Source organism: Variovorax sp. 278MFTsu5.1 (genome assembly GCF_048305045.1).
Taxonomy (GTDB): Bacteria; Pseudomonadota; Gammaproteobacteria; order Burkholderiales; family Burkholderiaceae_C; genus Variovorax; species Variovorax guangxiensis.
On record NZ_CP157622.1, the window covers coordinates 1,922,967 to 1,936,931 of the forward strand.

Annotated in this window: 12 protein-coding genes; all 12 read left to right on the forward strand. The window is 69.1% G+C overall.

The features are described from left to right. The 12 genes from ABL844_RS08555 (at position 1) to ABL844_RS08610 (ending at position 13,902) form a co-directional block, all read left to right on the forward strand. Positions 1–1,626 (forward strand): AMP-binding protein, encoded by a 1,626-nt coding sequence (locus ABL844_RS08555; RefSeq protein WP_184635663.1) that lies wholly within the window; start codon positions 1–3, stop codon positions 1,624–1,626. Then, positions 1,623–2,795 (forward strand): thiolase family protein, encoded by a 1,173-nt coding sequence (locus tag ABL844_RS08560; RefSeq protein WP_418130995.1) that lies wholly within the window; start codon positions 1,623–1,625, stop codon positions 2,793–2,795. Before ABL844_RS08555 ends, ABL844_RS08560 begins: the two co-directional genes overlap by 4 nt. Beyond that, positions 2,792–4,045, forward strand: coding sequence for an SDR family NAD(P)-dependent oxidoreductase (locus tag ABL844_RS08565; protein WP_126022766.1), 1,254 nt, complete (start codon positions 2,792–2,794; stop codon positions 4,043–4,045). Before ABL844_RS08560 ends, ABL844_RS08565 begins: the two co-directional genes overlap by 4 nt. Before the next feature lie 16 nt (positions 4,046–4,061). After that, positions 4,062–4,874: a cyclase family protein gene (locus ABL844_RS08570; protein WP_126022767.1), complete on the forward strand. Its 813-nt coding sequence runs from the start codon at positions 4,062–4,064 to the stop codon at positions 4,872–4,874. Beyond that, positions 4,871–5,605: an SDR family oxidoreductase gene (locus ABL844_RS08575; RefSeq protein ID WP_184635671.1), complete on the forward strand. Its 735-nt coding sequence runs from the start codon at positions 4,871–4,873 to the stop codon at positions 5,603–5,605. Before ABL844_RS08570 ends, ABL844_RS08575 begins: the two co-directional genes overlap by 4 nt. Positions 5,606–5,666: 61 nt before the next feature. Next, positions 5,667–6,833 (forward strand): ABC transporter substrate-binding protein, encoded by a 1,167-nt coding sequence (locus tag ABL844_RS08580; RefSeq protein ID WP_184635673.1) that lies wholly within the window; start codon positions 5,667–5,669, stop codon positions 6,831–6,833. A 22-nt stretch (positions 6,834–6,855) separates the two neighbouring features. Then, entirely contained in the window at positions 6,856–7,998 is a 1,143-nt protein-coding gene (locus tag ABL844_RS08585) for an ABC transporter substrate-binding protein (RefSeq protein WP_184635676.1), read from the forward strand. A gap of 27 nt (positions 7,999–8,025) precedes the next feature. After that, complete coding sequence (locus tag ABL844_RS08590) at positions 8,026–9,351, forward strand: aromatic ring-hydroxylating dioxygenase subunit alpha (RefSeq protein WP_418130996.1); 1,326 nt, start codon at positions 8,026–8,028, stop codon at positions 9,349–9,351. Continuing rightward, positions 9,348–9,812, forward strand: a complete 465-nt coding sequence (locus tag ABL844_RS08595; RefSeq protein ID WP_126022774.1) for an aromatic-ring-hydroxylating dioxygenase subunit beta — start codon at positions 9,348–9,350, stop codon at positions 9,810–9,812. The genes ABL844_RS08590 and ABL844_RS08595 overlap by 4 nt, the downstream gene beginning before the upstream one ends. Positions 9,813–9,864: 52 nt before the next feature. Then, positions 9,865–11,028: an ABC transporter substrate-binding protein gene (locus ABL844_RS08600; protein ID WP_418130997.1), complete on the forward strand. Its 1,164-nt coding sequence runs from the start codon at positions 9,865–9,867 to the stop codon at positions 11,026–11,028. 34 nt (positions 11,029–11,062) lie between these two features. Then, positions 11,063–12,118, forward strand: coding sequence for a branched-chain amino acid ABC transporter permease (locus ABL844_RS08605; RefSeq protein ID WP_369659183.1), 1,056 nt, complete (start codon positions 11,063–11,065; stop codon positions 12,116–12,118). Beyond that, positions 12,115–13,902, forward strand: a complete 1,788-nt coding sequence (locus ABL844_RS08610; RefSeq protein WP_184635684.1) for an ATP-binding cassette domain-containing protein — start codon at positions 12,115–12,117, stop codon at positions 13,900–13,902. Before ABL844_RS08605 ends, ABL844_RS08610 begins: the two co-directional genes overlap by 4 nt. Positions 13,903–13,965: the final 63 nt, after the last annotated feature.

The following is a 13,965-nucleotide window of genomic DNA, read 5'->3' on the forward strand; positions in this document are numbered from 1 at the left end:
ATGCCCCACGCCACCGTCCACGACGTCTTCGCGGCCACCGCGGCCCGCACGCCGCAGGCTGAATTCCTTTTCACCGAATCGGTGACCGCCGCCGCCTACGGCATCGAGGCGGGCGCCATCCGCTGGGGTGAAGCCGCTGCGCAGATCGAACGCCTGCGTGCCGCTTATGCGCAAGCCGGCTACGGCCACGGCCATCGCGTCGGCCTGCTGCTGGAGAACCGGCCGGCTTTCATCTTCCACTGGCTCGCGCTGAACGCACTGGGCGTGAGCGTGGTGCCGATCAACTCGGAGATGCGCTCGGCCGAGCTGGTCTACCTGATCGGCCACAGCGAGATCGGGCTGGCCGTAACGCTGCCCGAACGCGCTGCCGACCTGCGCGCGGCGGCCGCACAGGCAGGCATCGCCTTCGAGACCATGGGCCCCGACGACGCGGTGCCGTCCGCGAAGACAGCTGCGCCGCGTGCTGGCGAGCCCGTGGGCATCGACACCGAATGCGGCCTGCTCTACACCTCGGGCACCACCGGGCGCCCCAAGGGCTGCATCCTGAGCAATGCCTATTTCCTGCGCGCAGGCGAGTGGTATGCGGCGCTAGACGGCGTGTGCAGCATCCGGCCCGACAAGGAGCGCGTGATCACGCCGCTGCCGCTCAACCACATGAACGCGATGGCCTTCTCCACCATGGTGGTGCTGGTCGCGGGCGGCTGCCTGGTGCAGCTCGACCGTTTCCATCCGAAGAGCTGGCTGGCGAGCGCGAAGGAAAGCGGCGCGACCATCGTCCACTACCTGGGCGTGATGCCCGCGATGCTGCTGTCGGCACCCGCATCGGCCGCCGACCGCGACCATGCCATCCGCTGGGGCTTCGGCGCCGGCGTGGACCGCAAGAACCACGCGCCCTTCGAGGAGCGCTTCGGCTTTCCGCTGGTGGAGGCCTGGGCCATGACGGAGACCGGCGCGGCCGCCTGCATCATGGCCAACCGGGAGCCGCGCCTGGTGGGCACCAGCTGTTTCGGCCGGCAGGAGGACTTCGTCGAGATCCGCCTCGTGGGCGACGACGGCAGTGAAGTCGGCGTCGATGCGCCGGGCGAACTGCTGGTGCGCTCGGCCGGCCTGGACCCGAGGCGCCATTTCTTCTCCGGCTACCTGAAGGACGAGGAGGCCACGCGCGAGGCCTGGGCCGACGGCTGGTTCCACACCGGCGACCTGGTGCGCCGCGATGCAGAGGGCAACTTCTTCTTCGTCGATCGCAAGAAGAACGTGATCCGCCGCAGCGGCGAGAACATCTCGGCCGTCGAAGTCGAGAGCGTGCTCAACCAGCATCCGGCGGTGAAGGCATCGGCCGTGGCCGCCACGCCCGACGAAGTGCGCGGAGACGAGGTGCTCGCCTGCATCGTGATGCGCGAAGGCGCCGATGCCTCGCAGCCCGAACAGACCGCGGCCAGTATCGTCCAGCACGCGCTGGCACAGCTCGCCTACTACAAGGCGCCCGGCTACGTGGCCTTCGTCGATGCGCTGCCGCTCACGCCCTCGCAGAAGATCCAGCGCGGGCAGCTGCGCGAGATGGCGCAGTCGCTTCCAGGCCAGGCCCATTGCATCGACACCCGCTCGATGAAGAAGAGGCAGGCATGACGGGCAAGCGGCTTTCCTACGAAGGCGTGGCGGTCGCGGTGCCCGTCACCGTGCCTTACGTGCGCTATTCCACGCGCACCGCGCACTGGTTCATCGGCCAGGCGGTCGAGGCGCTGGTGAAGGCCAGCGGCGTGCCCAAGGAGCAGATCGACGGCCTGTGCCTCAGCAGCTTCTCGCTCGCGCCCGACACGGCGGTGGGCGTTACCCAGCATCTGGGCCTGTCGCCGCGCTGGCTCGACCATGTGCCCACGGGCGGCGCATCGGGCGTGATGTGCCTGCGCCGTGCGGCGCGCGCCGTGCAGGCGGGCGATGCCGACATCGTGGCCTGCGTGGGTGCCGACACCAACCATGTCGACTCCTTCCGCCAGACGCTGGGCAGCTTCAGCAACTTCGCGCGCGATGCGAGCTACCCCTACGGCTCGGGCGGCCCCAACTCGATCTTCGCCTTCATCACCGCCAACTACATGCGCACCTACGGCGCAAGGCGTGAAGACTTCGGCCGCATCTGCGTCGACCAGCGCACCAACGCGCTGGGCAACCCGAACGCGATGTTCAAGAAGGCTCTCACGCTCGACGAGTACATGGCCGCGCGGCCGATCTCCGACCCGATCCACCTGTTCGACTGCGTGATGCCCTGCGCCGGCGCCGACGCCTTCCTCGTGATGAGCGAGGAGCGCGCGCGCGACCTGGGCCTGGCGCACGTGGTGATCCGCGGCGCCATCGAGCGCCACAACGCCTACGCCGAAGACCCGGTGATGGTGCAGGGCGGCTGGCGCAAGGACCGCGACGACCTGTACGCGCAGGCCGGCATCCGGCCCGCGGAGCTCGACTTCGTGCAGACCTACGACGACTACCCCGTCATCGTGATGATGCAGTTCGAGGACCTGGGTTTCTGCGAGAAGGGCGAGGGCCCGGCCTTCGTGCAGGCCAACACCATGACCTTCGACGGCAGCTTTCCGAACAATACCAGCGGCGGCCAGCTCTCGGCCGGACAGGCTGGTGCGGCGGGCGGCTTCCTCGGCATGGTCGAGGCGATCCGGCAGCTGACCGACCAAGCCGGCGCGCGCGCCGTGCCGAATGCCCAGCTGGGCCTTGTCGCCGGCTTCGGCATGGTGACCTACGACCGTTGCCTGTGCACAGGCGCGGTGATCCTGGGGAGACCCGCATGACGATGCCCCTGATGCGCCCCCCGCGCAAGAACCCGGTGCTGCGCACCCGGCAGATGAACCTGCCGCCCGGCGCGCGCGGTCGCGTGGCGCTGGGTCTCACCGCTGCCGCGGCCGAAGGCCGCTTCGAACTCCAGACCTGCGACGACTGTGGCACGGTGCAGTACCCGCCGCGCGAGGTCTGCCACAGATGCCTCTCCGCCGCGCTGCGCTGGCGGCAGCAAAGCGGCGAGGGCGAGCTGCTCGGCAGCACGACGCTGCATCACAGCAACGACCTGTTCTTCCGCGAGCGGCTGCCCTGGCGGCTGGGCCTGGTGCACCTGGATGCCGGCCCCACGCTCATGGTCCACCTGCATGGCGAAGTCGGCGACGCGCCGCAGAGGGTGCGCGTAGGCGCCCGGCTCGACCGCGCAGGCCAGGCCGTTCTCATTGGTTTTCCGAACGAAGGGAGTCCCCACATGGCCGACGACAAGATGCTGCGCGAGATGACCAGCGACCCCAAGTTCCGCAAGGTGCTGGTGACCGATGGCAAGACCGAGACCGGGCAGGCGATCGTGCGCGCGCTGGTCAAGGCCGGCGCCGACATCGTCTGGGTCGGCCACGCCGAGCCCTGGAAGAAGATGGGCGACGGCCTCGACGACATCTCGGCGCTGCCGCAGGTCACGCTGGTGCCGCTGGATCTGACCAACGGCCGGCAGGTGACGGAACTCGCGGGCTCCATCGGCGGCAAGGTCGACATCGTCATCAACAACGCGGAGGTGCACCGCACCTTCGGCATCGGCGCGCGGCGTGGCACCGACGTGGCCAAGGCCGAGATGGACATCAACTACTTCGGCCTGCTGCGCCTCGCGCAGGAGTTCGGTCCCGCGCTCAAGGGCCGCTCGGCCGACGGCGTGACGGGCGCGACGGCGTGGGTGAACCTGCTGTCGATCTACGCGCTGAGCAACTTCCCGCCGCACGGCACCTTCAGCGCATCGAAGGCGGCGGCGCATTCGCTCGCGCAGTGCCTGCGCGCGGAGATGCGGCCGGCGGGCATCCGCGTGATCAACGTGTTCCCCGGCCCCATCGACGACGAATGGAACCAGCACACGCCGCCGCCCAAGCTCGCGCCCCCGGCGCTGGCCAACGCCATCGTGAAGGCGCTGCGTGATGGCGTGGAAGACGTGTACCCCGGCGACGTGGCGCAGGAGTGGCTGGAGCGCTGGCGCGACAACCCGAAAGTGCTCGAGCGCGAGCTGGCTGCAGGCGGTTGAGACAGGAGCCGAACGAATGACCACCACAACCGAACTGATGTCCGCAGCCGAGATCCTCGGCGGCCTGGTGACCGCCATGGCAAGCGGCCGTATCCGCGTGATCGACCTCACGCAGACGCTGACGCCCGAGTTCCCGCAGATCGCGCTGCCGCCCGAAATGGGCCAGTGCTGGCCCTTCCGCATCGAGGAGGTGTCGAAGTACGACGAGCGCGGCCCGGGCTGGTACTGGAACAACTTCTCCTGCGGCGAGCACACCGGCACGCACTTCGACGCGCCGATCCACTGGATCTCGGGACGCGACCTGCCGAACAACTCGGTGGACACCATTCCCGTGCAGCACTTCGTGGCGCCGGCTTGCGTGATCGACTGCTCGCCGCAGGTGAAGGACGACCCCGACTACCTGCTGACCCTGGAAGACATCGAGGCCTACGAGGCAGCGCATGGCCGCATCCCGAAGGGTGCGTGGGTGCTGATGCGCACCGACTGGTCCAAGCGCACCGACCCCGAGGCCTATCAGAACTTCGACGAGACAGGCCAGCACACGCCTGGACCGAGCACGGCGGCCGTGCGCTTCCTTGTCGAGCAGCGCGACGTGCTGGGCTTCGGCTCCGAAGCCATCGGCACCGACGCGGGGCAGGGCTATCACCTGCGCCCGCCGTACCCGTGCCATTACTACATGCACGGCGCGGGTCGCTATGGCCTGCAGTGCCTGAGCAACCTCGACCTGCTGCCGCCTTCCGGCGCGGTGCTGATCTGCCCGCCGCTGAAGATCGAGAAGGGCAGCGGCAGTCCGCTGCGCGTGCTGGCGCTGGTGGGAGCATCGGCATGAGCGGCACCGCACCCAAGGTCGCGGCCGTCACCGGCGGCAGCGCAGGCATCGGCAGGGCCATCTGCGAAGACCTGCTCGCGCAGGGCTACGAGGTGGTGTCGCTCGCTCGCCGCAAGGCGGAGATCAACCACCCGAAGCTGCACAGCATCGAAGTCGACCTGAGCGACCGCGCCGCCACCGGCGAGGCGGTGCGCGAACTGGTCGGGCGCTTCTCGCCCACCACCATCGTGCACAACGCGGGCGTGATCCGCGCCGCGCTGCTGCCCGAGGTGAAGCTCGACGACCTCGACGCGCTGGTCGACCTGCACCTGGGCTGTGCGATCCAGCTCGTGCAAGGTGCATTGCCCGCGATGCGCGCGCAGCGCTTCGGCCGCGTGGTGCTGCTGTCTTCGCGCGCCGCGCTGGGGCTGGCCACGCGCACCAGCTATTCGGCCACCAAGGCCGGCATGCTGGGCATGGCGCGCACCTGGGCGCTGGAACTCGCGGCCGACGGCATCACGGTGAACGTGGTGGCGCCGGGACCCATCCGCACCGACATGTTCTACGACGTGGTCGAGGCCGGCAGCGAGAAGGAACGCGCGCTTGCCGCCTCGGTGCCCGTGAAGCGGCTCGGCGAATCGGCCGACGTGGCACGGGCCGTGCGTTTCTTCGCCGATGCCGACAACAGCTTCGTCACAGGCCAGGTGCTGTACGTGTGCGGCGGCACCAGCGTCGGCAGCCTGGCCCTCTGAACCTTTTCATTTCCTGTTGCTTTCTCTCGTCCCTCGAAAAAACCACCTCTGGAGCACCGCCATGAAAGTACTGAACCGAATTCGCACCTTCGCGGCCATCGCCGCGGGCCTCGGCGCGCTGAGCGCCGCGAGCGCGTGGGCCGCCGACCTCAAGGTCGGCTTCATCACGTCGCTGTCCGGCCCGGTGTCGTCGCTGGGCATTCCGTACGACAAGGGCATGAAGGCGGCTCAGGCCTACAAGTCGGAAGTCGGCGGCCGCAAGGTGCAGGTGATCGCGCTGGACGACGCCTCCGATCCGTCCACGGCGGCGCGCAACGCGCGCAAGCTGATCGAGGAGGACAAGGTCGACGTCATCATCGGCACGGCCGGTGCGCCGGGCTCGCTGGCCATCGCCGGCGTGGCGCGCGAGACGAAGACGCCGCTGATATCCATCGCCAACGCCGACCTGCCGGGCGAGGAGGGCGCGTGGATGGTGACGCTGCCGCAGCCCGCGCCGCTGATGATGGGTGCGATGGTCGAGAAGATGAAGCAGTCGGGCGTGAAGACGGTGGCCTACATCGGCTACTCCGACGCGTGGGGCGACCTGGTGTATGACGCGCTCATGAAGTCGGCGCCCGCCGCCGGCATCAAGGTGGTGTCGAACGAGCGCTATGCGCGTGCCGATTCGTCGGTGGCCGGCCAGGTGCTGAAGATCGTGGCGCTGCGCCCCGACGCGGTGATCACCGGCGCATCCGGCACGCCCGGCGCGCTGCCCTACCTGGCGCTGCAGGAACGCGGCTACAAGGGAAAGATCTACGGCATGCACTCGCTGATCAACCCCGACTTCATCCGCGTCGGCGGTGCGTCGGTGGAAGGGCTGCTGGCACCCACTGGCCCGGTGGTGGTGGCCGAGCAACTGCCCGACGCCAACCCGATGAAGAAGATCGCGATGGACTTCCGCGCCGCCTTCCAGAAGGCCAACGGCGCGCCGCCCACCGACACCTTCTCGGCCTACAGCTTCGATGCGTGGCTGATCTATCTCGACGCCGCGCAGCGTGCGCTGGCGAGCAAGGCCGAGCCCGGCACGCCGCAGTTCCGCCTCGCGCTGCGCGACGCCATCGTGAGCACCAAGGAGCTGGTGGGCACGCACAGCGTCTACAACTTCAAGCCGACCGACCGCTACGGCTCTGACGACCGCTCGCGCGTCGTCGTGAGGCTCGACAAGGGCCAATGGAAGCTGGTTCCCTGAAACCCCCGACGTGAAATCGCCAATGAAAAAGATCGCCCGCATCCTCGCCACCACGGCCGTCGCGCTGGCCGCAGCGCAGGCCATGGCCGCCGACCTGAAGATCGGCTTCATCAGTTCGCTCTCGGGCCCCGTGGCCGCGCTGGGCGTGCCCTACGAGAAGGGCATCCGCGCCGCCATCGCCGAGCACCCCGAGATCGCCGGGCGCAAGGTGCAGCTCATCGTGCTCGACGATGCCTCCGACCCCACCACCGCAGGCCGCAACGCGCGCAAGCTGGTGACCGAGGACAAGGTCGACGTGCTGATCGGCACCTCGGGCGTGCCGGGCGCGATGGCCATCGCCTCGGTGGCGCGCGAGCTCAACACGCCGCTGATCTCGCCCACGCCGGTGACCATTCCGGGCCCCGAGGGCGCGTGGACGGTGACGGTGTCGCAGCCCTTCCCGCTGATGGTGGCGGGCGTGGTCGATCGCATGAAGAAGTCGGGCGTGAAGACGGTGGCCTTCATCGGCTTTTCCGACGCTTTGGGCGACCTGGCCTACGACTCGCTGATGAAGAGCGCCGATGCCGCCGGCATCAAGGTGGTGGCGAACGAGCGCTATGCGCGCAGCGATTCGTCGGTGGCCGGGCAGGTGCTGAAGATCGTCGCGGCGCGGCCCGACGCGGTGTTCGCGGGCAACTCGGGCACGCCCGGCGCGCTGCCCTACATCGCACTGGCCGAGCGCGGCTACAAGGGCAGGATTTACGGCACGCACGGCCTCATCAACGCCGACTTCGTGCGCGTGGGCGGCGCCTCCATCGAGGGCCTGCAGGTGCCCAGCGGCCCGGTGCTGGTGGCCGACCAGCTGCCCGACGCCAACCCGATCAAGAAGGTGTCGATGGGCTTTCGCAATGCCTACCAGAAGCTCAACGGCGCGGTGCCGACCGATGCCTTCTCGTCGTACACCTACGACGCGTATCTGCTGCTGGCCGACGCGGCCTCGCGCACCAAGGGCGAGCCGGGCACGCCGGCCTACCGCACGGCGCTGCGCGACGCCATCGTCGGCACCAAGGAGCTGGTGGGCACGCACGGCGTCTACACCTTCAAGCCCGACGACCGCTACGGCTCCGACCAGCGCGGCGTGGTCATCGTGCAGATGACCAAGGGCCAGTGGAAGCTGGTCCCCTAGCGCAGTCCGGCCACCGAGCACATTGCCATGACCACCTACCGAAACCGCCCCGATCTCGTCGCGGCGCTGGTTCAGGACGACCGGGTGCACCGCGACCTGTACCTGAGCGACGAGCTTTTCGCGCTGGAGCAGGAGCACCTGTTCGCCGGCACCTGGGTCTTCCTGGGCCATGCGAGCCAGGTGCCGCAGGCCGGCGACTTCGTGACGCAGGAGATCGCGGGCCGGCCGTTGCTCATGGTGCGCCAGCCCGACGGCGATGTGCATGTGCTCTACAACCGCTGCGCCCACAAGGGCACGCAGCTGGTGACGGACGAATGCGGCAACACCGGCCGCTTCTTCCGCTGCCCGTACCACGCCTGGACCTACAAGCTCGACGGGGCGCCGCTCGGACTGCCGCTGAAGAACGGCTACGAGGGCACGCAGCTCAAGGCCTGCGAGTCGGGGCTGGGGCTTTCGGTGGTGAAGAACGTGAAGGTGTATCGCGACTTCGTGTTCGTGCGCCTTTCCGACACCGGCCCTTCGTTCGACGAGTACTTCGGCGAGGTGCTGGGCGCCATCGACAACATGGTCGACCGCTCGCCCGAAGGCAAGCTGGCCGTTGGCGGCGGCGTGCTGCGCAACATCGTCCACTGCAACTGGAAGATGTACCTGGAGAACATCAACGACACGGTGCATCCGATGTCCACGCACGAATCTGCCACCAAGGCGGCCGAGGCGCTGTGGGAGGGCCATGCGCCAACGGATCCCAAGCCGATGGCGATGGAGCAGATCCTGCCTTTCGGCTCGGGATACGAATTCTTCGACAGGATGGGCGGGCGCGTGTTCGCCAACGGCCACAGCGTGCTGGGGGTGAACTTCAGCATCCATTCGAACTACGCGCAGCTGCCCGAGTACGAGGCCGCCATGCGCGCTGCGCACGGCGAGGAGCGCGCGGCCGAGATCCTGCAGCGCTCGCCGCAGAACTCCGTCTTCTTTCCGAGCCTGTCGGTCAAGGGCTCGCCGCTGGCCATCCGCGTGATCCGTCCGCTGGCGGCAAACCGCACGCTGATCGAGGCCTGGAGCTTCAGCGCGGCAGGCGCGCCTGCGCTGCTCTTCGAGCGCGCCATGAGCTACAACCGGCTGGTGTTCTCGCCGATGTCGGTGGTCGCGCACGACGACGTGCACCTGTTCGAGAGCATCCAGCAGGGCCTGCGCGCGGGCGGCAACGAATGGGTGAGCCTGCATCGCAACTTCGATCCGGCCGAGAAGCAGCAGGCCACGATCACCACCAACGGCACCAACGAGCTGCTGATGCGCAACCAGTTCCGCGCCTGGGCGAAGGCCATGGCGGCGGGCATGGAGGCCACGGCATGACGGACCCGCGCGATTTCGCCGCCCAGGAGGCGGCGCTGCTCGACGAGCGCCGCTTCGACGACTGGCTGGCCCTGTTCGCGGAAGACGGCCACTACTGGGTGCCGCTGCTCGGCGCGGCGCAGGCCGACCCCTTCTCGCACAACTCGCTGGCCTACGAAGACCGCCTGCTGCTGCAGCTTCGCGTGGAGCGGCTGAAGAACCCGCGCGCGCATTCGCAGCATCCCGCGAGCCACAGCCAGCATGTGCTGCAGCCCTCGCGAATCGAACGCGAGGATGGCGATGAAGCCTGGCTGCGCACGCCGTTCCTCTACGTCGAGGCGCGCGGCGAGGGGCAGATATTGCTGAGCGGCACCGCCCGCCACCACCTCGTGCGCACTCCTGAGGGCTGGCGAATCCGCGAGAAGCGCGTCGACCTGCTCAACGCCCCGCGCGCGTTGCCCGCCATCCAGTTGTTCATCTGATCCATCCGAGTTACCCGTTGTCCATTCCAACCATCCTCACCGGAGCTACGACATGAAGAGCCTGATGCAGACATTGACGCGCGGCGCCCTTGCCGCCGCGCTGACCGCCTGTGGCGTTGCCAGCGCATTCGCGGCCGACCTCAAGGTCGGACTGAGCGTGTCGCTGTCGGGGCCGAACTCCTCGCTGGGCGTGCCCTACGCCAAGGGCATGCAGGCCGCGCTGGCCTACAAGCCCGAAGTCAATGGCCGCAAGATCCAGCTGGTCGTGCTCGACGACGGCTCCGACCCGACCACGGCCGGGCGCAACGCGCGCAAGCTGATCGAGGAGGAGAAGGTGGACGTGCTCATGGGCACCTCAGGCGTGCCCGCGGCAATAGCGATGGCCCAGGTCGGCAAGGAGGCGAAGACGCCGATGATCGGCCTCACGCCGATTCTGCTCGACCCCAACGACAACCCGTGGGTGATGACCGTGGCCCAGCCCACGCAGCTGATGATCGACGCGGTGGTCGAGCGCATGAAGCGCAACAACGTGAAGACCGTGGGCTACATCGGCTTCTCCGATGCCTGGGGCGACCTGGTGTACGAGGCGCTGATGAAGGCCGCGCCCGCCGCAGGCATCAAGGTGGTGAGCAATGAGCGCTATGCGCGCTCCGACGCCTCGGTGACCGGACAGGTGCTGAAGATCGTGGCGCTGCGCCCCGACGTGGTGATGACCGGCGGCGCCGGCACGCCGGGCGCGCTGCCCTTCCTGGCGCTGCAGGAGCGCGGCTTCAAGGGCGGCGTGTACGGCCAGCACGGCCTCATCAACCCCGATTTCGTGCGCGTGGTCGGCGCGGCGGGCCAGAACGCGCTGATGCCCACGGGCCCGGTGATCGTGGCCGAGCAGCTGCCGGCCGAGTACCCGACCAAGAAGATCGCCACCGACTTCCGCGCCGTCTTCCAGAAGGTCAACAACGCGCCGACCAGCGATGCCTTCTCGGCCTATTCCTTCGACGGCTGGCTGGTGTTCGCCGACGCCGCCTCGCGCGCGATGAAGAAGGCCGAGCCGGGCACGCCCGAGTTCCGCGTGGCGCTTCGCGACGCCATCTTCAGCACCAAGGAGGTTGTGGGCACGCACGGCGTCTATACCTTCAAGCCCGGCAGCCTCTACGGCGTGGATGAGCGCGCCCGGGTGATCGTCAAGCTCGACAACGGCCAATGGAAGCTCGCACCTTGAACCTCTTGTTCCCGACTTTCCGGAGGACCGCGCCATGACGTGGGACGTGGCGCTCATCCTCATCACCGACGGCCTTGCCAACGGTGCCATCTACCTGCTGGCCGGCCTCGGGCTGGTGCTGATCTTCTCGGTCACGCGGGTTGTGTTCGTGCCTTTCGGTGACATCGCGGCCTTCGCGGCGCTGTCGCTCGCGGCCTTCGAGACCGGCCGCGTACCGCCGACCATCGGCATGGTCGCGGTGCTTGCGGCGCTGGCCCTGGCCACCGAAGTAGGCAGCCTCGTGCGGCGCGGCGAGACCGCGCGCATTCCGAAGGCGGTGCTGACCTGGGGCGTGCTGCCCGCCATACCCTGCGCGCTGGCATGGCTCGCGGCACGGCCGGGCGTGCCGGTGGCGGTGCACATCGCGGTGGCGGTGCTGCTGGTGGTGCCCATCGCGCCGCTGCTGGCGCGGGTGGTGTTCCAGCCGATCGCCGACGCTTCGGTGCTGGTGCTGCTGATCGTGTCGCTGGCGCTGCACTTCCTGCTGTCGGGCCTGGGCCTGCTGTTCTTCGGACCCGAGGGCTCGCGCACCACGCCGCTGACCAGCGCCGTGTTCACGCTGGGCGAGGGCTTCACCGTCAGCGGCCAGGTGGTGCTGATGGTGGGGGCGGCCATCGTGCTGAGCGGCCTCTTCTTCCTGGTGTTCGAGCGCACGGTGGCCGGCAAGGCGCTGCGCGCCACGGCGGTCAACCGTGTGGGCGCGCGGCTGGTCGGCATCCGGCCGGTGCGCACCGCGTTGCTGGCGTACGGCTGCGCCTCGCTGCTGGCGGGGCTGATCGGCGTGCTGATCGCGCCGGTGACGACGATGTACTACGACTCGGGCTTCATCATCGGCCTGAAGGCCTTCGTGGCCGCGATCATCGGCGGGCTCGTGAGCTACCCGATGACGGCCGTGGGCGCGCTCGCGGTCGGCGTGGTCGAGAGCTTCGCCTCGTTCTGGAGCGGCGCGCTGAAGGACGTGATCGTGTTCAGCCTGCTGATACCGGTGCTGATGCTGCGCTCCTTCATGGCCGCGCATGCCGAAGAGGAAGAAGACGAGGTGGACGAATGAACGGCAATCGCAAACGCATGGCGTGGATCGCCGGGCTCGTCGTGGTGCTGGCGCTGGTGCCGGTGTTCGCGGGCAGCTTCACCGTCTCGCTGCTCAACGACATCGGCATCGGCGCACTCGTGGCGCTGGGCCTCGTGCTGCTGACGGGCGTGGGCGGCGCCACCTCCTTCGGGCAGGCGGCCTTCGTGGGCATCGCGGCCTATGCGACCGCGTGGCTCACCACCACGCAGGGCATGTCGCCCTGGCTGGGGCTGCTGTTCGCGCTGCTGCTCACGGGGCTGTCCGCGCTGGCCATCGGCATGCTGACGCTGCGGCTGGGCGGGCACTTCCTGCCGCTGAGCACCATCGCCTGGGGGCTCTCCATCGCGATGCTGTTCGGCAATGTCGATGCGCTGGGGCGGCACACGGGCCTGTCGAACATTCCGCCGCTGCAGATCGCGGGCTGGTCGCTGGCCGATCCGCGCGCGATGTATTGCCTGATCTGGACGGTGGTCGGGCTGGCCTGCCTGTTCAGCCACAACCTGCTGCAGTCGCGGCCGGGGCGCGCGATTCGCGGGCTGCGCGGCGGCGCGACGCTGCTGGCGAGCGTGGGGGCCGATGCGTACCGCGTGCGGCTTTCGCTGTTCGTCACCGCAGCCCTGCTCGCGGGGCTGGCGGGCTGGCTCTACGCGCACATGAACCGCTTCGTGAGCCCGTCGCCCTTCGACGTGCGCGCCAGCATCGAGTACCTGCTGATGGCGGTGGCCGGCGGGCTCGGCCAGCTGGGTGGCGCGCTGGTGGGCGCCGCGCTGGTGCTGGTGCTGAAGAACGGCCTGCAGGACGTGCTGCCGATGCTCACGCAGCGCGCGGGCCAGCTGGAGGCGGTGGCCTTCGCGGCGCTTTTCATCCTGCTGCTGCACTTCGCGCGCGGCGGCGTGATGGGGCTGCTGCGCCGCTGGACGCGACGCCGCGCCGGCGCGCGCGGGCCTTCGCGCCACGAGGGGCCGGCGGTCGAGCCGCTGCCGCACCGCACGCTGCCCGCGCGCGGCTCGCCGGTGCTGTCGGTGAACGGCGCGGTCAAGCGCTTCGGCGGTCTGGTGGCGGTGAACGACGTGAGCTTCGACGTGAAGGCCGGCGAGATCGTCGGCCTGATCGGGCCCAACGGCGCGGGCAAGTCGACCATGTTCAACCTGCTGACCTGCACGCTGCCGATGAGCTCGGGCCAGGTGCGCTTCCTGGAGCACGACATCGCCGGCATGCCGCAGCGCGAGGTGGCGCGGCTGGGGCTGGCGCGCACCTTCCAGCACGTGAAGCTGCGCCCGCACATGAGCTTGCTCGACAACGTGGCGCTGGGCGCGCATTCGCGCACGCGATCGGGCATCCTGAAGGCGGGGCTGCGGCTCGATCGCACGGAAGAGCAGCAGATCCTGCAGGAGGCTCAGCGCCAGCTGGACCGCATCGGCCTGGGCGACCGCGCGCACGAACAGGCGGGCAGCCTGCCGCTGGGCACGCAGCGCATCCTGGAAATCGCCCGCGCGCTGGCCGCCGACCCGGTGCTGCTGGTGCTCGACGAGCCCGCGGCCGGGCTGCGCCGCAAGGAGAAGATGGCGCTCGGCGACCTGCTGCGCAAGCTGCGCGAAGAGGGCGTGACCATCCTCATCGTGGAACATGACATGGACTTCGTGATGAAACTGGTGGACAGGCTGGTGGTGATGAACTTCGGCTCCAAGCTCGTGGAGGGCGTGCCGTCGGCGGTGCGCGCGGACGAGCGCGTGCAGGCGGCTTATCTGGGGAGCGTCGTATGAGCGCCGCACGGCTGCCCGAAGGCGCGGGCCCCGTTCAGGGGGTGCGCGAAGTACGCGAAGTGA